The sequence below is a fragment of the Pseudonocardia alni genome (assembly GCF_002813375.1).
GTDB classification, from domain to species: Bacteria; Actinomycetota; Actinomycetes; order Mycobacteriales; family Pseudonocardiaceae; genus Pseudonocardia; species Pseudonocardia alni.
In genome coordinates this window covers 2,121,819-2,140,185 of the sequence record NZ_PHUJ01000003.1, presented here as the reverse complement: position 1 = coordinate 2,140,185, position 18,367 = coordinate 2,121,819, and the positions used below count along the sequence as shown (strand labels likewise).

Here is an 18,367-nt window from a genome sequence, read left to right as displayed (position 1 = left end):
ATGGGTCCATGACCACCGAACCGGCCCGCTGGGCCTACCTGGTCGAGCACCCCGGCGCCGACCCCGACCGTGATTGCCTCGTGCTCGAGTCCGGTGGGCAGTGCTCGATGGTCGTCGCCGTCGCGTCGACCGCGGACGCGCCCGCCGTCGCCGCCGGCCTGGTCCGCGACGAGCGGGTCACCCTGGTCGAGCTGTGCGGCGGCTTCGGGAGCGGCGACGTCGCCGCCGTCGGGCACGTCGTGTTCGGCGCCGACCAGATCCCGGCCGCCGCCTACGCGACCGCCGCCGGTTCCGTCACGGGCCGGCCCCGGTGAGTCGCAGCGCGGGGAGCGGGAGACCCTGCTCCCCGCGCGGTGCAGAAGCGTCGACGCCCGACGCCGTCGGGTGTCGCCCGGAGCGGGGGCCGTGTCCCACCGGCCGACGGTCGCGGTTCCTTCTACCCGGCGCGGCGCGTCACCCGGATCCGGACCCGTCGGCGCCACCGGCGATGTCGCGCAACGCGCCGACGTGGACCTCGACCTGCCGTCGCCCGTCCGGGCTGAGCCGCAGCCACGTCCGGCGCGCGGGCCCGTGCGGCTCCCGCCGCGAGGTCACCACGCCGGCGTCGGACAGGGCCTTGACCTGCTTCGACAGCGCGGAGTCGCTCAGTCCGACCCTGTCGCGGACGAACGCGAACTCGACCTCGCCTGCGGCGAGGAGTGTCGCGACCACACGCAGGCGGGTCGGGTCCAGGAGCAGCGGGACCAGTCGGGTGTCGGGAGAGTCCTCAGACATCGCGACCGGCGCGTGGCAGGATCCGGGTGACGAGGACGCTCCCGAGCGGGCGTGACACGCCGAGGAGGATCCCGGCGGCGGTGTTCGGGCGGCGCAGCCGGCTGCGCCGTAGGAGGGCGACGGCCACCCGCTCGGCCGCGAACCAGCCGATGGAGGCTCCGAACAACGCCGCGGCCCTGCCCGGGGCGGGTCCGTCAGCGGCCGCATAGACGACGACCGGAGTGGAGCGCACGTCGGCGAGTGAGACGCCGAGCACGCCGGCGAGGGCGACCGCGGTGACGACCCGCTGACCGCGTCGCGGCAGGTGGTCCTTCGCAGCGAAGTCGAGGACGGTGAGCGCGGCGGTGGCGATCAGGACCGCGGGCCGAGAGCGCCGGTCTGCGGCGTCCACGGCCCGTCGTGCCGCCTCGATCTCCTGAAGCGCCTCGGTCGCTCGTCGTGCGTCCGGAGTGTCCATCCGAGCCCCCATCGGTGTCGTCGGGGTCGAGCGTGCCAACTAGTTGCCGCTCAGGCAAGTAGTTCTGATGCGAGATGGTTCGGGTCCTCCGGCGGTGTGGTGGGCGATGGCGCGGCGGGAGGCTGCGCGCAGGTGGCCCGGGTCGCGCACCCTGCCGTGCCTCGGAGGTGTGTCGCCGCGATCGCCGGTACGTGACCGACGGGTCGGTGGTGGCCAGGCGGATGTCCTCGGCTGCCCGGTCCATCACAGGCCCGGCGGTAGATCGTCTTCCGCCGGTCCGCGAGTCCGCGACGCGTGCTCGCCGGCCTCAGCCGCGCGCTCATGCTGTCCCCGGCCGCGACGACCCACCGGCTCGACCACGCGCAGCCTCGACCCGGAGAACCTCCGCAGCATCCTGGCCCGCCTCACCGACCCCGGCCGCGAGCTCGTCGACCGGGCCGTCGCCGACCACGTCGACGACGAGCGGCGGATCCTCGGCCCGCTCGGCCCGGACGACCGCACCCTCCTCGACGGGTTGCTACGACGCCTGCTCGCCGGTGTCGAGGACCCCTGACCGCTCCCCGGATCCCGCGCTCGCCCGCGCCAGCGCGACCGTCGCCACCACGAGCACGACCACCAGCACCGCGACGAGCAGCCACCCCGCCCCGCCGGTGGCCAGCCGCTCGTCGAGCACGGTCACCCCGACGACCGCCGCGACCACCGGTTCCCCGACGACCACCGCCGGCAGCGAGGCCCCGAGCGCGCCGGCCTGGAACGCGGTCTGCTGCAGCAGCGTGCCCCCGACGACGGCGACCGCGAGCGCCCAGGTCTCCCACGACGTCAGCAGCGCGACGAGCCCGTCGGACAGCGTGTCGACCACGCCGAGGGTGAGCGCGGCGACGACGCCGTAGGCGATCCCGGTCGCCGCGGCGAGCAGCAGCGCCCGGGCGGTGCCGGTCGCGCTCCGGGCCGCGACGAGGCACGCGGCGAACAGCACGAGCAGCACCGACCCGGTCGGCGCCCAGGCCGCGAGGCCCGTCCGGTCGACCCCGGCGGTCGGCTCGCCGACGGTCACGAACAGCACCAGCGCCACCACCAGCACCGCGGCCCAGACCAGCTCCCGGCGCGACGGGCGCCGCCCGGCCCACCACGCGGCCAGCGGCAGCGCGAACACCAGCTGGGTCACGATGAGCGGCTGCACCAGCAGCAGCGACCCGAACCCGAGCGCAACGGCCTGCATCGCGAACGCCACCGTGTCACCCAGCGAGCCGGCGAGCCAACGCGGGTCGCGGACCAGCCGGGCGAGCATCGCCGTGCCGCGGTCGTGCGGGTCCGCCGCCGCCGAGGTCTGCTGGGCGACGGCGGCGAGCGCGAACAGCAGCGCCGCGAGCAGCGCGGCCCCGACCGCGGCGACGGTGCTCAGCGGATCAGGAGATCGACGACCCGGCGGGCATGGCCTCGAACCGCATGTCGGGGAACTTGCGCTGGATGATGTCCATCCGCCACTTGTTGGTGAACAGCGCGAGGTGCTCGCCGTCCGAGGCGCGTCGCAGGACCTCGCACTCGGACTGCCCGGCCAGCGCCTCGACCGCCTCGGGGTCGACCAGGCGCGCGATCTGGTACGGCAGCCGGTCGAGGGTGACCGGGGCGTTGAACTCGGTCTCCAGCCGCGTGGTGACGACGTCGAACTGCAGCGGCCCGACCGCGGCGAGCACCGGCGCCTGGTCGCCGCGCAGGTCCGAGCGCAGGATCTGGATGACCGCCTCGTTGCCGAGCTGCTCGATCCCCTTGCGGAACTGCTTGTACTTGCCTGCGTCCTTCGCACGGATCACCGCGAAGTGCTCCGGGGCGAACGCCGGGATCGACGGGAACTCGACCGGGTCGGCGGCGTAGAGGGTGTCGCCGGGGCGCAGGGCGGTGGCGTTGACCAGGCCGACGATGTCGCCGGGGAAGGCCTCCTCGACGGTCTTGCGCTCGGCGCCGAACACCGACTGCGCGTACTTGGTGGCGAACGGCTTGCCGGTCGCGGCGTGGGTGAGCACCATGCCGCGCTCGAACCGGCCCGAGCAGATCCGCAGGAACGCCATCCGGTCGCGGTGCGCCTTGTCCATGCCGGCCTGGACCTTGAAGATCAGTCCGGAGGTGGGCGCCTCGAGCGGGCGGTCGTCGCCCTTCACGTCCGGGCGGGGGGCGGGCGGCGGGGCCAGGTCGACCAGCGAGTCGAGCAGCCGGGCGACGCCGATGTTCGACAGCGCCGACCCGAACAGCACCGGGGTGGCCTTGCCGGAGCGGAAGCCCTCCTCGTCGAACCCGGCACCGATCTCGTCGAGCAGGCCCAGCTCGTCCTGCGCGTTCTGCCAGTACTCCGGCTCCTGCGCGGCGATCGTCTCGGCGTCGACGACGTGCGCGGTGGCCTTGGTCGCGCCGCCCGCGGCGCGGGTGAACGCGGTGTACTCGCCGGTGGTGCGCTCGATGAGCCCCTTGAACTGCCCGGCGATGCCCAGCGGCCAGGTCAGCGGCATCGGGCGCAGGCCGATGGTCTGCTCGACCTCGTCGAGCAGCTCCAGGGCCTCGCGGCCGGGCCGGTCCCACTTGTTGACGAAGGTGACGATCGGGACACCGCGCGAGCGGCAGACGTCGAAGAGCTTGAGGGTCTGCGGCTCGAGGCCCTTCGCGGCGTCGAGCAGCATCACCGCGGCGTCGACGGCGGCGAGCACCCGGTAGGTGTCCTCGGAGAAGTCGCCGTGGCCGGGGGTGTCGAGCAGGTTGATCACACAGTCGCGGTAGGCGAACTGCAGCACCGCCGAGGACACCGAGATGCCGCGGGCGCGCTCCATCTCCATCCAGTCCGAGGTGACGCCCTTGCGGCCGGACTTGCCGTGCACCGCACCCGCGGAGTCGATGACCTCCGCGTGCAGCGCCAGCGCCTCGGTGAGGGTCGACTTGCCCGCGTCGGGGTGGGAGATCACCGCGAACGTGCGCCGGCGGGCGGTCTCGCCGACGACGCGTGCGTCGGTGGCGGATCCGGGCTGCCGGGCGTCGCTCTCGGTGGTGCTCACACCCGCATTCTAGGCGCCGCCACCGACAGCCTCCGAGGACGGCGCCCGGCTCAGGTCGACCACGCAGAACACGTTGCCGTCGGGGTCGGCGAGGACGACGAAGTCGGGCTCGGCGGGGTAGCCGTCCCAGTCGGGCAGGGTCGCCCCCAGCGATCCGAGCCGCGCGACCTCGGCCTCCTGCTCGTCGGTGGTGTCGACCAGGAGGTCCAGGTGCAGGCGGGGCCTGGGCTCGGGTGGGGAGGCACTGTGCATCAGGCCGAGTACCCGGTCGCCGCCGGGGCCGGTCAGGGTGCGCCAGGAGGGGCTCGCCCACTCCTCGGAGACCTGCAGGTGCAGCGCGGCGGCCCAGAACGCGGCGGCCCGGTCGAGATCGGCGACGCCGACGACCGGGAACCCCAGCCGCAGCACGGCTCAGGCCCCCGCTTCCAGCAGCGCCCGCATGTCGGGCAGGTCGAAGTGCTCGACGGTCGCCCACGCCGACGGGCTGCCGTGATGCGGGTCGGCGCCCGCGGCGAGCAGCGCGGTCACCGACGGCGCCGACCGGGCGAACAGCGCGGCGGCGAGCGCGGTCTGGCCGCGGTCGTTGGTGTGGTCCGGCGTCGCGCCGCGGGCCAGCAGATCGGCGACGACCGCGTCGTGGCCGTAGTAGGCGGCGAGGATCAGCAGGGTGTCGCCCTTGGGGTCGGTCAGCCCGACCGGGACGCCCGCGTCGAGGTAGGCGGCCAGCTGCTCCGCCGCACCCTCGCGGGCCAGGTCGAACATCCGGTGCGCGAGTTCCACGGCGGCCTGGTCCACCCCGCCACGGTAGGGGTGCCGCGGCCACCCCGCCGGGCGGCGCCCGCGGTACCGGACCCGGCCCGCCACCCGTCCGGGAACCCTCGGCGACGGGTGGCTGTCGGGGGTCGCCGCTAACCTGCGCGTCGTGAGCTCCCAGTCCGACGCCCCGCAGGCCCGCGAGCGCCACGCGCAGCTGGCGGCCGAGGTGGCCGACCACCAGTTCCGGTACTACGTGCTGGACGCGCCGGTCGTCTCCGACGGCCAGTTCGACGAACTGTGGCACGAGCTGCTCGCGCTGGAGGAGGCGCACCCCGAGCTGGTCACGCCGGACTCGCCGAGCCAGCGCGTCGGCGGCACGTTCTCCACCGACTTCACCGCCCACGACCATCTCGAGCGGATGCTGTCGCTGGACAACGCCTTCTCGCCCGACGACCTGCGCACCTGGCAGGAGCGGGTGACGAAGGAGGTCGGCGAGGACCTGCACTACCTGTGCGAGCTCAAGATCGACGGACTGGCGGTGAACCTGCTCTACACCGACGGGCGGCTCACCCGCGCGCTGACCCGCGGTGACGGGCGCACCGGCGAGGACATCACGCTCAACATGCGCACCCTCGCCGAGGTGCCCGAGCAGCTCTCCGCCACCGACGAGTTCCCGGTGCCGGGACTCGTCGAGGTCCGGGGCGAGGTCTACTTCCGGCTGGAGGACTTCGAGCGGCTCAACGCCTCGCTGGTCGAGGCGGGCAAGGAGCCGTTCGCGAACCCCCGCAACACCGCGGCCGGCTCGCTGCGGCAGAAGGACCCCCGGGTCACCGGCTCGCGCAACCTGCGGCTGATCTGCCACGGCCTCGGCAAGCGGGAGGGGTTCACCCCCGACACCCAGTCCCACGCCTACGACGCGCTGGTCGCCTGGGGCCTGCCGATCTCCCCGCGCACGACCGTGCTGCGGGGCATCGAGAAGGTGATCGAGTACGTCGAGCACTGGGGCGAGCACCGGCACGACGTCGAGCACGAGATCGACGGCGTCGTGGTGAAGGTCGACGAGGTGGCGCTGCAGCGCAGACTCGGTGCGACCTCCCGGTTCCCGCGCTGGGCGATCGCCTACAAGTACCCACCGGAGCAGGCCACCACGCGGCTGCTCGACATCCGGGTCAACGTCGGGCGCACCGGCCGGGTCACCCCGTTCGCGGTGATGGAGCCGGTGAAGGTCGCCGGGTCCACGGTCGAGATGGCGACCCTGCACAACGCCGACGAGGTACGCCGCAAGGGCGTGCTGATCGGCGACCGGGTGGTCATCCGCAAGGCGGGCGACGTCATCCCCGAGGTGCTGGGCCCGGTCACCGACGTGCGCGACGGTTCCGAGCGCGAGTTCGTGATGCCGACGCACTGTCCCGAGTGCGGCACCGCGCTCGTGCAGCAGAAGGCGGGCGACGTCGACCGGCGCTGTCCGAACGCCCGCTCCTGCCCGGCACAGCTGCGGGAGCGGCTGTTCCACGTCGCGGGCCGCGGCGCGTTCGACATCGAGGGCCTCGGCTACGAGGCCGCGGTGGCGCTGCTGACGTCGGGCGTGCTGACCGACGAGGGTGACGTGTTCGCCCTGACCGAGGACGACCTGCTGCGGACCGAGCTGTTCCGCAACCAGAAGGGCGAGCTGACGGTCAACGGCCGCAAGCTGCTCACGAACCTGGAGGCGGCGAAGGAACGGCCGCTGTGGCGGGTGCTGGTGGGACTGTCGATCCGCCACGTCGGGCCGACCGCCGCGCAGGCGCTGGGCCGTGAGTTCGGCTCGATGGAGGCCCTGGAACGCGCCGCGGCGCAGGCGAAGGCGGACACCGAGGCGGCCGGGGTCGCGATCGTCTCCGACGGGACGGCGGGGGAGGACGACGCCGCGGCCGAGGCCGCGGCGCCGACGGCCGAGGGTGCCGCCGCCGAGGCGGCCGGCGACGTCGAGACCGCGGAGGCGGAGGCCGCCGCCGGGGCGGCGGACTCCCCGCAGGCCGTGGACGGCGCCGAGGGTGTGGGCGGCGCGGAGGGTGTGGACGGCGCCGAGGGTGTGGACGGCGCGGAGAACGCCGACGAGAACGCCGACGAGGCGGACGCCGCGGCCGCCGAGGCCGCGAAGCAGGAGCGGGCGGCCGCGCGCGCCCGGGCGAAGGCCGTGGCCGAGGCGCTCGCCCCGATCGCCGGGGTCGACGGCGTGGGCCCGACCATCGCGGCGGCGGTGCGGGACTGGTTCTCCGTCGACTGGCACCGCGAGGTGGTGCAGAAGTGGCGGGCGGCGGGCGTCGCGATGGAGGACGAGGTCGACGACTCGGTGCCCCGCTTCCTGGAGGGCCTCTCGATCGTGATCACCGGCTCGATGGAGAACTGGTCCCGCGACGAGGCCAAGGAGGCGATCATGGCCCGCGGCGGGCGCGCGGCCGGGTCGGTGTCGAAGAAGACGGCGTTCGTCGTCGCGGGGGAGGCACCCGGCTCGAAGTACGAGAAGGCCGTCGAGCTCGGGGTGCCGGTGCTGGACGAGGCCGGGTTCTCGGTCCTGCTCGACCGCGGTCCCGACGCGGCCCGCGAGCAGGCCGCCGACGCCTGACCGCCGGCCCGGGCACCCGGCCGGCCCGTCCCGTCCGGCGACACGGCGTGCGCCACGCCGACAGTGAGCGACCGCTCACCGGGCGTGTTCGACGTCCGGCGCGGCCCGGTAGCCGGACGTCGACGTCCCCCGCCCGCGCCCGCGCCCGGCCGCGGGCCGCGGTCGATCACCGCCTACTCTCGGTCGCACGGCGGGGTCCTCCCGGCCGGAGGACGACCACTCGGATCGGGGAACACACGGTGTTGCAGGCGGCGCTCAACGGCTCACGACCGGCGGACGCGCACCCGGCGCTGCCGACCCTGGCCCGCCACCTCGCCCGCGACGCCCGGGCCGTCGCCCGGCTCGGCGTCACCTCGGTGCACGTGCACCCGCGCGACGACAGCGGTGCCGAGTCGATCGAACCCGCCGTGGTCGGCGACGTCGTGTCGCTGATCCGCCAGGAGGCCCCGGGCATCGAGATCGGCGTCCCGACCGGGCGCTGGATCCAGCCCGACCCGAAGGACCGTGTCGAGACCGTCCTGTCCTGGGGCCGGCTCGGCTCCGGCAAGCCCGACGTGTGCGGCGTCAACGTGCACGAGCTCGGCTGGACCGAGGTCTGCCACGCCGCGTGGTCGGTCGGCATCGCCGTCGAGCTCGGCGTCTGGACCAGCGGCGACGCCGTCACCCTCCGCCAGAACGGGCTGCCCCCGGGGACCCGGCGGGTGATCGCGGAGTCGACGGTGATCGACCCCGAGACCGCCGTCGCCGAGGGCATCCGGATCCTGCGCGCCCTCGGTCAGCCCCCCGTCCCCGTGCTGCTGCACGGCGAGGAGGAGGGCGCCTGGCCGGTGCTGGAGTACGCGACCCGGGTCAACATCGACACCCGGATCGGCTTCGAGGACGTCCTGGTGCGTCCCGACGGCTGGCTCGCGACCGGCAACGACGACCTCGTCCGCACCGCCCTGTCGATCCGGGTCTGACCCGCCGGGCCGTCGCCCCGGCCGCTCGTCCACTCCCGGCGCTGCTCCCAGGGGAACTCTCGTGGCTTAGAGCGCTACGAAAGTTCCCCTGGGAGCAGGCCCCCGGGCCCGGGCCCGGGGCCTGCGGAGGGGTGCGGTGGCGCGGCGGGTCAGGCCTTCAGGACCGTCGCGACGATCCCGGCCAGGTGCGCCAGCCGCGCCAGCTCCGACGGCCGGAACACCGGCCCACCCGGCCGCCCGACCACCAGCGTCTTCGGTGGTACCCCGGTCCCGAACGGCGCGGCGGCCAGTTCGGTGTCCATCGCCCGCCAGGGCTCGGGCACCCAGTGGCTCTCGTCGAGGGCGATCGCCCGGTCCAGCGGCAGCCAGGGCAGGTCCCCGGACCGGGTCTCGGGCGCCGCGGAGCTCTCCGCGATCCGGTAGGAGCGGCCGTGCTCGCTGACCGCGACGAGCGCCCACCCTGCGCGGAACAGTCTCGGTACCTCGGCGGCGAGCAGGTCGAGCCCGTGCGCGTGGTCGCCTGCGATCTCGTCGAGCAGCTCCAGCTCGCGGTGGGTGTCCAGCTGCCCGGTGTGCGGGCGCACCGACTCCACCGACACCCCGGGCACCGACTCGGCAGCGGTGATGAGCACGTCCGGCGGCCGGTTGGTCGGCAGCTCGACGGCGATGTCGTCGACCGCCTGGCCGTCGCCACGCTCCACGACGTCCACGCTCAGGATGTCCGCCCCGGCCCCGCCGAGTGCGGACGCGACGGCGCCGAGATTGCCGGGCTTGTCCGGGAGGACGACCCGGAGCAGGAACGACACGGAGTGGATCCTCTCCCTCGACAGCGGGCGCCTCGTCGGCACGCGCATGCACCGCACCGGAGCGGCGGGGAGCGGTTCCGGGCGGGAACGATGATCCTGCCACCCACGGGGCCCTCGGTCACCCGCCACCCGCAGCGGGGTGTGCGCGCCCGGTCGCCGGGGGGCGATCGGCCGGTGGACCGGCGGGAATAGACTCGGTGGGTAGACCGGCGCGCGCGGGAGCGACCGGGTCGTGTCGGCAGCCGGACCGGCGGTCGCACCGTCGTCGCCGCTGCCACGGCACCGCCACGACCGTCCACCCGCCGTCGTCATCATCGGACACCATCTCGAGGAGGGGCATGACCGCCGATTCCGCGGAGCGGACGGGTGGGGTCATCACCCGGGACGAGGTCGCACACCTCGCCCGGCTGGCCCGCCTGGCCGTCACCGACTCCGAGCTGGACACCTTCGCGTCCCAGCTCGACGTCATCATCGGGTCGGTGGCCCGGGTCGGGGAGGTCGCCGCCGACGACATCCCGCCGACCTCGCACGCCGTCCCGCTGGACAACGTCTTCCGCCCGGACGAGCGCCGCCCCGGCCTGAGCCAGGAGCAGGCGCTCGCCGGCGCCCCGGCCGCCGAGGACGGGCGCTTCCGCGTCCCGCGGATCCTGGGGGAGGAGCAGTGAGCGACCTGATCCGGCTGACCGCCGCCGAGCTCGCCGAGAAGATCCACTCCCGTGAGGTCTCCGCCGTGGAGGCCGCGCAGGCCCACCTCGACCGGATCGCCGCCGTCGACGGCGAGGTGCACGCGTTCCTGCACGTCGGAGCCGAGTCCGCGCTGGCCGGCGCCGCGCTGGTCGACGAGCGGATCGCCGCGGGCGAGGCGCCGGAGTCCCCGCTGGCCGGGGTGCCGCTGGCGCTCAAGGACGTGTTCACCACCTCCGACATGCCCACCACCTGCGGCTCGCGGATCCTCGAGGGCTGGCAGCCGCCCTACGACGCGACGGTCACCGCGCGCCTGCGCGCCGCCGGGATCACGATCCTGGGCAAGACCAACATGGACGAGTTCGCGATGGGCTCGTCCACCGAGCACTCCGCGTACGGCGTCACCCGCAACCCGTGGGACACCTCCCGGGTGCCGGGCGGCTCCGGCGGCGGCTCGGCGGCCGCGCTGGCCGCGTTCGAGGCGCCGCTGGCGATCGGTACCGACACCGGTGGCTCGATCCGTCAGCCCGCCGCGTTCACCGGCACCGTCGGCGTCAAGCCCACCTACGGCCAGGTCTCCCGCTACGGGCTGGTCGCCTGCGCGTCGTCGCTGGACCAGGGCGGGCCGTGCGCGCGCACCGTGCTGGACGCGGCGCTGCTGCACGAGGTCATCGGCGGCCACGACCCGCGCGACTCGACCTCGATCGACCGGCCGGTCCCGGCCGTGGTCGAGGCCGCGCGCCAGGGTGCGACCGGTGACCTGTCGGGGCTGAAGGTCGGCGTCGTGCGCGAGCTGGGGGGCGAGGGCTACCAGCCCGGCGTCCGGTCGGCGTTCGACGCGTCGCTGCGCAGCCTGGAGAAGCTGGGCGCCGAGATCGTCGAGGTCGGGTGCCCGCACTTCGAGTACGGCATGGCCGCGTACTACCTGATCCTGCCGAGCGAGGTGTCGTCGAACCTCGCCCGGTTCGACGCCATGCGCTACGGCCTGCGCGCGGCCGAGGGCCGCTCCGCAGAGGAGGTCATGGCCAACACCCGCGAGCAGGGCTTCGGGCCCGAGGTCAAGCGGCGGATCATGCTCGGCACCTACGCGCTGTCCAGCGGCTACTACGACGCCTACTACGGGCAGGCGCAGAAGGTCCGCACGCTGATCAGCCGGGACTTCGACGCGGCGTTCGCCCAGGCCGACGTGCTCGTGTCGCCGACCGCGCCGACCGTGCCGTTCCCGATCGGGGACAAGGTCGACGACCCGCTGGCCATGTACCTGAACGACCTGGCCACCATCCCGACCAACCTGGCCGGGGTGGCGGGCATGTCGGTGCCCAACGGGATCTCCGAGGGGCTCCCGACCGGTCTGCAGATCATGGCGCCCGCGCTCGGCGAAGCCGTCATGTACCGCGTCGGGGCGGCGTTCGAGGCCGCCCGCGACGCCGACGAGGGCGGTCCGCTGATCGCGCGTGTTCCGGAGGTGACCCGGTGACCACCACCGAACCCGAGCTCGTGGAGTTCGACGACGTCGTCGCCCGCTTCGACCCGGTCCTGGGCATCGAGGTGCACGTCGAGCTGTCGACGAACACCAAGATGTTCTGCGGCTGCCCGACGGAGTTCGGCGCCGAGCCGAACACCCAGGTCTGCCCGGTCTGCCTGGGCCTGCCCGGCGCGCTGCCGGTGGTCAACCGGGCCGCGGTGGAGTCGGCGATCCGGATCGGCCTGGCGCTGAACTGCTCGATCGCGCCGTGGGGCCGGTTCGCCCGGAAGAACTACTTCTACCCGGACATGCCGAAGAACTTCCAGACCAGCCAGTACGACGAGCCGATCGCCGTCGACGGGTTCCTGGACCTGACCCTCGACGACGGCGAGGTCGTCCGGATCGGCATCGAGCGCGCGCACATGGAGGAGGACACCGGCAAGTCGTTGCACGTGGGCGGTGCCGACGGCCGCATCCACGGCGCCGACCACTCGCTGCTCGACTACAACCGCGCCGGCGTCCCGCTGATCGAGATCGTCACGAAGATGATCCCGGACACCGGCGCCCGCGCCCCCGAGGTGGCGCGTGCCTACGTCACCGCGCTGCGCGACCTGATCCAGTCCCTGGGCGTCTCCGACGTCCGGATGGACCAGGGATCGATGCGTGCCGACGTGAACCTGTCGCTCTCGCCGAAGGGCGGCGCGCTGGGCACCCGCACCGAGACGAAGAACGTCAACTCGCTGCGGTCGGTCGAGCGCGCGGTCCGGCACGAGATGAGCCGGCAGGCCGGCGTGCTGGACGCGGGCGGCGAGATCGTGCAGGAGACCCGGCACTTCGACGAGTCCACCGGCCACACCCGCGCCGGGCGGCGCAAGGAGACCTCGGAGGACTACCGGTACTTCCCGGAGCCCGACCTGGTCCCGATCGCGCCCTCGGCCGAGTGGGTCGAGGAGCTGCGCGGCACCCTGCCCGAGCTGCCCTGGGAGCGCCGCAAGCGCATCCAGACCGAGTGGGGCATCTCCGACGAGGAGATTCGCGACCTGGTCAACGGCGGCGCGCTGGAGCTGGTCGAGGCCACCGTCGCGGCGGGTGCACCGTCGCAGGAGGCCCGCTCCTGGTGGGTGTCCTACCTCGCCCAGCAGGCCAACACCCGCTCCGTCGAGCTCGTCGACCTCGCGATCACGCCGGAGCAGGTCGCCCGGGTGGTCGAGCTGGTCGCCACGGGGGAGCTGACCAACAAGCTCGCCCGCCAGGTCGTCGACGGCGTCCTCGACGGCGAGGGCGGCCCGGACGAGGTCGTCGCGGCCCGCGGGCTGAAGGTTGTCTCCGACGAGGGTGCGCTGATCGCCGCCGTCGACGCGGCGCTGGCCGAGCAGCCCGACGTCGCGGAGAAGATCCGCGGCGGCAAGGTCCAGGCCGCCGGGGCGATCGTCGGTGCGGTCATGAAGGCGACGAAGGGCCAGGCCGACGCCAAGCGGGTCCGGGAGCTGATCGTCGAGCGGGTCGGGGCCTGACCTGGCCGGGGCGCGAACCTGCCCCGGATCGGCGACGTCAACCAGGCGGTCGTGCTGGACGCGCTGCGGCGCGCCCGGCACGACCTGTCCCGGGCGGAGCTGTCCACGGCCACCGGGCTGTCCGCACAGTCGATCACCGACATCGTCCGCAGGCCGGTCGAACGCGGCCTGGTCCACGAGCGGGAACCGGTCGGGTCGCAGGGGCGGGGCCGGCCGCGTCGTGGACGCAGGATCGGTACCGGGTGGTGTCAGATGGCGCTGGCGCCGCCGCCGGTCGGCGGCTGGATGCGTACGACCCGGTCGTCGGTGGCGCCGGGGGCGCCGCCGTCGCGGTTGACCGTCCCCAGCCACAGCAGGCCGTCCGGGGCGAGGGTGACCGGGCCGATCCGGCCGTAGGTGCCCTCCAGGACCGGCTTCGGGTCGCCGGTGAAGGTGCCCTCGGCGCCCGGGTTGAGCACGAACAGCGCTGTGCCGGTGCTCTGCGCGACGACGACCGCGCCCGGCAGCACCGTGCACCCGGCGACGCCCGGGCGGTCCGGCCAGGTCCAGGCGGGCGCGCCGAGCGTGCCCGGCGTGACGCGGTGCAGGACGTCGCGGCCCGGGGTGCGGTCGGTGACCCAGGTGGTCCGCGCCGCGGGGTCGACGCACACCCCGCCCGGCGCGGTGAGCCCGCGGGCCAGGACCGGCGAGGCACGGTCGGGGTTGCCCGGGGCCGGACGGCCCAGGGTGTCGATCCGCAGCACCGCCCCGGCGAGCGGTCCCGCCCCGGCGGGCGTGGCGACGAGCAGCGAGGAGCCGTCGGCGTCGACGGCCAGCGCCCCGCCCGGCGGCAACCCCTCCAGCACCGGCTTCGGCGCCTCACCGGGTGCGATCCGCCAGACCCGTCCCTCGGAGAGGGCGTAGAGCAGGCGGTCCTCGGCGTAGCCGGGGGACAGGACCAGCCCGGTCAGCCCGCCGGCCGGGTCGACCGGCACGGTCGCGACCGGCTGCGGGGTGGCGTTGCGGCGGACCTCGAGCACCCGCCCGGTCCGCCGCTCGGCGACGAGTGCGCGGTCGCCCTGCGGGAGCACCGCCACCGCCCCGACCGGGCCCAGACATGCGGCGACGACCTGCGGGTCCGGGTCGACGCACGGCTGCGGCGCCGGCGCGGACCCCTGCTGCTGCGGCGACGGCGCCCCGCTCGGCGGCGGTGTCCGCTCCTCCGGCGCCATCTGCGGCGGCCCGCCGAGCTCGCCCTCTCCCTCGGCCTGCGGGCGCCAGTCGCGGGAGCCCGCGTCGGGGAAGGTGGCGCAGCCGCCCAGCAGCACGACGAGCGTCGCGACGATCAGCAGCAGCCGGGCGGTCACGAGGAACCAGGCTAGGCCCCGCGAGGTGAGTGCCCGGTGAGTACGGTCGGGCGTCATGAGCAGCCCCGTGACCGTCCTGGTGCCGCACACCGTCGGCGCCGAGATCCTGTCCGGTGTGGACGGACTGGACCCGGTTGTCTACGACCCGGAGAAGCCGCTGCCCGACGAGGCCGCCCACGCCCGCGTGCTGGTCGCGCCGTTCCTGGCGGGCTCCGACGCCGTCGGGATCGTCGAGCGGGTCCCGAACCTGGAGCTGGTGCAGCTGCTCACCGCGGGCGCCGAGACGTGGATCGGGCGGCTACCGGAGGGCGTCGGCCTCTCCGACGGACGCGGCGCGCACGGCGGCGCCACCGCCGAGTGGGTGGTGTCGGTGCTGCTGGCCGTCTACCGGCACCTGGACCGCTTCGTGCGTGCCCAGGACCGCGGCGAGTGGGACTACCACCAGACCGAGGAGCTGGCCGGCAAGAAGATCCTCATCGTCGGCGCGGGCGATGTCGGGCAGAGGACCCGGGCCCGTCTGGAGCCCTTCGAGGTGGAGACCACGCTGGTCGGGCGCACCGCCCGCGACGGCGTCCACGGCTGGGACGAGCTGCCCGCGCTGCTGCCGCACCACGACGCGACCGTGCTGATCGTCCCGCTCACCGACGAGACCCGCGGCATGGTCGACGCCGGCTTCCTGGCCGCCATGCCCGACGGATCGCTGCTCGTCAACGGCGCCCGCGGGCCGGTCGTGGACACCGACGCGCTGGTCGCGGAGCTGACCTCGGGACGGATCCGGGCCGCCGTCGACGTCACCGACCCCGAGCCGCTCCCCGCGGGCCACCCACTGTGGTCGGCGCCCGGGCTGCTGCTCACCCCGCACGTCGGCGGCAGCGTGCCGCTGGCGATGCGTCGCGCCTACGGCGTCGCGGCCGAGCAGCTCGCGGCGTTCGCCGCCGGTGACGCGCCGCCGAACCTCGTGACCGGCGCCTACTAGGCGCGCGCCGGTACTGTCGCCGACCATGAGCGGGCCCACGCAGCAGTACGACTGGGGCAACATCTCCGGCGACGAACCGGCGGAGAAGACCCGCCCGGAGCGCATGCCGGTCCCCGCCCACCTCTCCTCCGACATCGGGCTGCTCGTGCTGCGGCTGGTCGTCGGGGCGTCCTTCGCCGCGGCGGGGGCACGCACGCTGTTCGGCGTCGCGGGCGGGATCGGCCTCGACGCCAGCGCGACCGCGCTCGCCGACGCCGGGTTCACGTCCTTCGCCGGCCCGCTGGCCTGGGTGCTCGCGGTCGGCCAGCTGGTCCTCGGCGTGCTGCTCGTGCTGGGGCTGCTGACGCCCTTCGCCGCGGCGGGTCTGCTCGCGTCGAAGGTCGTGGCGGTGGTGGTGGCGCTGGTGCCGGCCCTGTCGGTGCCGCTGTTCGCCTCGGACGGCGTGAGCTCCCTGGAGCTGGACCTGCTGCTCGGTGCCGGGGCCGCGGCGCTGGTGTTCGCCGGGGCCGGGCGGATCGCCCTCGACGCCGGGCGTACCTATCAGCGACGCCCGCTGCCGTGGTCGGTGCTGTCGCTGCTGGTGGCGGTCGCGGTGGCGCTGCTGGTCCTGTTCGTGCTGCGCCGGTGACCCCCGCCGACGACGTCTGGCTGCGCCCGCTCGCCCGGCGCCGCCGTCGCGACCTCGCGGTGCGGGCACGCACGCCGCTGACCGGCGGGTACGCCTCCGGCGGGGCCGAGCGGATCGACCTCGACGACGGCACCGCGGTCGTCCTGAAGCGGACCGGGGCGGTGGAGACGGCCGCGCTGCGTGCGGTCGCGGTGGTGAACGGGCCCGTCCGGCTGCCCCGGATGCTCGGCTCCGGCGACGGCTGGGTGCTGCTGGACCACGAGCCCGGCGCGCCGCTGCCGGTCGGGGCCCCGGTACCCGACGACGTGTGGCGCACCCTCGCGCTGGTCCACGCGCACTGGCGGCGCAACCGGCCGCGCGGCGTCCCCGTCGTCGACGACGCCTGGTGGGCGCGGCTGTGCGGGCACGCCGCGGACCGGCTGACGGCGGCCGGGCACGACACCGCGGCCGCGTCCGTCGTGGCCTGGGCCGGGGACGACCGCGCCCGCACCGCGCTGCGCGCCCTGCCCCGCACCCTGTGCCACGGCGACGCCCACCGCGGCAACGTCGTCGCCGGTCCGGCCGGTGCGGTACTGCTGGACTGGGGCAACGCCCGCGTCGCGGTGGGGTCGCTCGACGTCGTGGTGCTGGCCGCGCCTCCGGCAGGGGGCCCGGCCGACGCGCCGTCGGCGCCGGTGCCCGCGGTCTACCGGGAGACCCTGCACAGCGCGCTCGGCGCGCCGGACCCGCCCGCCATGGTCGCGGTGGAGACGGCGTGGGCGCGGGCGGCGGCGCACGTGCAGTACCTGCCGTTCGCCGCCGACCACCAGGACCCCGACCGGGTCACCTCGATGGTCCGGGTGGCCGCCGCGGCCCTCGACGAACTGGGCGCCCTGCTCGCCGAGGCCCGCCGCGGCTGATCCCGGCGAGGACCGGAGCGTCAGCCCCGAGGCTTCGCCGTGCGACGCAGCCGGGTGTTGACGAACTCGCCCATGCCCCAGCGGCCCAGCTCGCGACCGAAACCGGAGCGCTTCACCCCGCCGAAGGGCAGCCCGGGCAGCGTCGTGCCGTGCTCGTTGACGTAGGCCATGCCCACCTCGAGCCGGTCGGCGATCTCCTGCGCGCGCTCGATGTCACCGCTCCACACCGACCCGCTGAGCCCGTAGCTCACGTCGTTGGCCAGTGTGACCGCCTCGTCGACCGAGTCGACGCCGTACACCACGGCCACCGGCCCGAAGATCTCCTCGGAGTAGGCGTCCATGTCCTTCGTGACGCCGGTCAGTACGGCCGGGCGGAGGAACGCGCCGTCGCCGTCGGGTACCTCGCCGCCGGTGTGCAGGGTGGCGCCCTGCTCGACGGCGCGGCGCACCTGCTCGGCGACGCCGTCGCGCGCCGCGACCGAGGACAGCGGGCCGAGCCGGGTGCCGGAGTCGGTCGGGTCGCCGTGCTCGGTGGCCTCGAACGTCGAGACCAGCACCGACACGAACTCCTCGACCTTGTCGGTCGGCACGATCATCCGCTTCGGGGAGTTGCAGGCCTGACCGCCGTTCATCAGGCGGGCCCGGGCGGCGACCTTCGCGGTGCGGGCGACGTCGGCGTCGTCGAGGACGATGAACGCGTCCGACCCGCCCAGCTCCAGGACGGCCTTCTTCAGGTTGCGCCCCGCCGTCTCGGCGACCGAGGCACCGGCCCGCTCGCTGCCGGTCAGCGAGATCCCCTGGATCCGCGGGTCGGCGATCATGTCGGCGATCTGCTCGTTGGTCGCGTAGACGTTGACGTAGACGTCGTCGGGGACACCCGCGGTGTGGAAGATCTCGTCCATCACCTCGGCCGAGGCGGCACAGATCGGGGCGTGCTTGAGGACGATCGTGTTCCCGACGACCAGGTTCGGCGCGACGAACCGCGCCACCTGGTAGTACGGGAAGTTCCACGGCATGACCCCGACCAGCGGTCCGATCGGCTCGGTCTGCACCACCGACTCCTGCGCGCCCTGCGGGTCCAGGGTCTCCCGGGTCAGCAGGTCCGGGCCGTGCTCGGCGTACCAGCGGTAGATCGACGCGGCCAGTGCGACCTCGCCCGCGGCCTCCTTGACGGGCTTGCCCATCTCGGTCGCGATCAACGCGGCCAGCTCGTCGCTGCGGGCCTCGTAGGCCTCGGCCACCCGGACCAGGATCTGTGCCCGGTCGGCGGCCGGGGTCGCGCGCCACCCGGGGTAGGCGTCCGTGACGCGGCCCAGGACGTCGGAGACCGCCGCGTCGTCGAGCTCGGGGAACGTCTTCTCGGTCTTCCCGGTGGCGGGGTTCGTGGTCACGTAGGCGGTCATGGTGTCCTTCCGTCGCGGGGTGGCGCGGGTCGCGCTCCTGCCCGACGGATGTCCGTC

18 protein-coding genes and 1 pseudogene are annotated in these 18,367 nt (G+C 74.6%); 10 read left to right on the top strand and 9 right to left on the bottom strand.

Going from position 1 to position 18,367, the window contains the following annotated elements; translation table 11 throughout:
* Positions 1 to 8: 8 nt before the first annotated feature.
* Complete coding sequence (locus tag ATL51_RS10845; protein ID WP_073578447.1) at positions 9 to 314, top strand: DUF6506 family protein; 306 nt, start codon at positions 9 to 11, stop codon at positions 312 to 314.
* Between the two features lie 139 nt (positions 315 to 453).
* Here the strand turns inward: ATL51_RS10845 and ATL51_RS10840 are convergent, their stop codons facing one another.
* From ATL51_RS10840 to ATL51_RS10815, 6 genes are all read right to left on the bottom strand, one after another.
* Positions 454 to 774 carry a transcriptional regulator gene (locus ATL51_RS10840; protein WP_073578446.1) on the bottom strand — a complete coding sequence of 107 codons (321 nt, stop codon included), beginning with the start codon at positions 772 to 774 and terminating at the stop codon, positions 454 to 456.
* Complete coding sequence (locus ATL51_RS10835; RefSeq protein WP_073578445.1) at positions 767 to 1,165, bottom strand: hypothetical protein; 399 nt, start codon at positions 1,163 to 1,165, stop codon at positions 767 to 769. The genes ATL51_RS10840 and ATL51_RS10835 overlap by 8 nt, the downstream gene beginning before the upstream one ends.
* A 583-nt stretch (positions 1,166 to 1,748) precedes the next feature.
* Positions 1,749 to 2,603 carry a DMT family transporter gene (locus ATL51_RS10830; RefSeq protein ID WP_301549243.1) on the bottom strand — a complete coding sequence of 285 codons (855 nt, stop codon included), beginning with the start codon at positions 2,601 to 2,603 and terminating at the stop codon, positions 1,749 to 1,751.
* A gap of 34 nt (positions 2,604 to 2,637) precedes the next feature.
* The gene (locus ATL51_RS10825; RefSeq protein ID WP_073578444.1) at positions 2,638 to 4,269 is read right to left on the bottom strand and encodes a peptide chain release factor 3; all 1,632 of its coding nucleotides are present in this window, start codon (positions 4,267 to 4,269) and stop codon (positions 2,638 to 2,640) included.
* A 9-nt stretch (positions 4,270 to 4,278) separates the two neighbouring features.
* Complete coding sequence (locus ATL51_RS10820) at positions 4,279 to 4,677, bottom strand: VOC family protein (RefSeq protein ID WP_100878547.1); 399 nt, start codon at positions 4,675 to 4,677, stop codon at positions 4,279 to 4,281.
* A gap of 3 nt (positions 4,678 to 4,680) precedes the next feature.
* Positions 4,681 to 5,064, bottom strand: coding sequence for an ankyrin repeat domain-containing protein (locus ATL51_RS10815; RefSeq protein WP_253067387.1), 384 nt, complete (start codon positions 5,062 to 5,064; stop codon positions 4,681 to 4,683).
* 118 nt (positions 5,065 to 5,182) lie between these two features.
* Here ATL51_RS10815 and ligA point away from each other — a divergent pair, with 118 nt between their 5' ends.
* On the top strand, positions 5,183 to 7,630 hold the full coding sequence (ligA, locus tag ATL51_RS10810) for an NAD-dependent DNA ligase LigA (RefSeq protein ID WP_100878546.1): 2,448 nt from the start codon (positions 5,183 to 5,185) through the stop codon (positions 7,628 to 7,630).
* 239 nt (positions 7,631 to 7,869) lie between these two features.
* Positions 7,870 to 8,589, top strand: a complete 720-nt coding sequence (locus ATL51_RS10805; protein WP_062397181.1) for a 3-keto-5-aminohexanoate cleavage protein — start codon at positions 7,870 to 7,872, stop codon at positions 8,587 to 8,589.
* A 149-nt stretch (positions 8,590 to 8,738) separates the two neighbouring features.
* On the opposite strand, the gene ATL51_RS10800 is transcribed toward ATL51_RS10805, so the two are convergent.
* A complete protein-coding gene (locus ATL51_RS10800; protein ID WP_073578441.1) occupies positions 8,739 to 9,395 on the bottom strand; it encodes an ACT domain-containing protein in 657 nt (218 codons plus the stop codon).
* Positions 9,396 to 9,733: 338 nt separating this feature from the next.
* On the opposite strand from ATL51_RS10800, the gene gatC reads away from it, so the two are divergent.
* From gatC to ATL51_RS29875, 4 genes and pseudogenes are all read left to right on the top strand, one after another.
* Positions 9,734 to 10,060: an Asp-tRNA(Asn)/Glu-tRNA(Gln) amidotransferase subunit GatC gene (gene gatC / locus ATL51_RS10795; protein WP_100878545.1), complete on the top strand. Its 327-nt coding sequence runs from the start codon at positions 9,734 to 9,736 to the stop codon at positions 10,058 to 10,060.
* Positions 10,057 to 11,556, top strand: a complete 1,500-nt coding sequence (gene gatA, locus ATL51_RS10790; RefSeq protein WP_073578440.1) for an Asp-tRNA(Asn)/Glu-tRNA(Gln) amidotransferase subunit GatA — start codon at positions 10,057 to 10,059, stop codon at positions 11,554 to 11,556. The genes gatC and gatA overlap by 4 nt, the downstream gene beginning before the upstream one ends.
* A complete protein-coding gene (gene gatB, locus ATL51_RS10785; protein ID WP_073578439.1) occupies positions 11,553 to 13,058 on the top strand; it encodes an Asp-tRNA(Asn)/Glu-tRNA(Gln) amidotransferase subunit GatB in 1,506 nt (501 codons plus the stop codon). Before gatA ends, gatB begins: the two co-directional genes overlap by 4 nt.
* A gap of 51 nt (positions 13,059 to 13,109) precedes the next feature.
* A pseudogene (locus ATL51_RS29875) lies at positions 13,110 to 13,253 on the top strand (MarR family transcriptional regulator); the annotation flags it as partial.
* Positions 13,254 to 13,306: 53 nt separating this feature from the next.
* On the opposite strand, the gene ATL51_RS10775 reads toward ATL51_RS29875, so the two are convergent.
* A complete protein-coding gene (locus ATL51_RS10775) occupies positions 13,307 to 14,404 on the bottom strand; it encodes a glucose dehydrogenase (RefSeq protein WP_253067385.1) in 1,098 nt (365 codons plus the stop codon).
* A 55-nt stretch (positions 14,405 to 14,459) separates the two neighbouring features.
* On the opposite strand from ATL51_RS10775, the gene ATL51_RS10770 reads away from it, so the two are divergent.
* From ATL51_RS10770 to ATL51_RS10760, 3 genes are read left to right on the top strand one after another with little or no spacing between them, the layout of a single operon-like run.
* Positions 14,460 to 15,380 (top strand): 2-hydroxyacid dehydrogenase, encoded by a 921-nt coding sequence (locus tag ATL51_RS10770; RefSeq protein WP_073578438.1) that lies wholly within the window; start codon positions 14,460 to 14,462, stop codon positions 15,378 to 15,380.
* Between the two features lie 25 nt (positions 15,381 to 15,405).
* Positions 15,406 to 16,008 (top strand): DoxX family membrane protein, encoded by a 603-nt coding sequence (locus ATL51_RS10765; RefSeq protein ID WP_100878543.1) that lies wholly within the window; start codon positions 15,406 to 15,408, stop codon positions 16,006 to 16,008.
* On the top strand, positions 16,005 to 16,907 hold the full coding sequence (locus ATL51_RS10760; RefSeq protein WP_157818315.1) for a phosphotransferase: 903 nt from the start codon (positions 16,005 to 16,007) through the stop codon (positions 16,905 to 16,907). Before ATL51_RS10765 ends, ATL51_RS10760 begins: the two co-directional genes overlap by 4 nt.
* Positions 16,908 to 16,927: 20 nt before the next feature.
* Here ATL51_RS10760 and ATL51_RS10755 read toward each other — a convergent pair whose 3' ends face one another.
* Complete coding sequence (locus ATL51_RS10755) at positions 16,928 to 18,310, bottom strand: NAD-dependent succinate-semialdehyde dehydrogenase (RefSeq protein WP_100878541.1); 1,383 nt, start codon at positions 18,308 to 18,310, stop codon at positions 16,928 to 16,930.
* Positions 18,311 to 18,367: the final 57 nt, after the last annotated feature.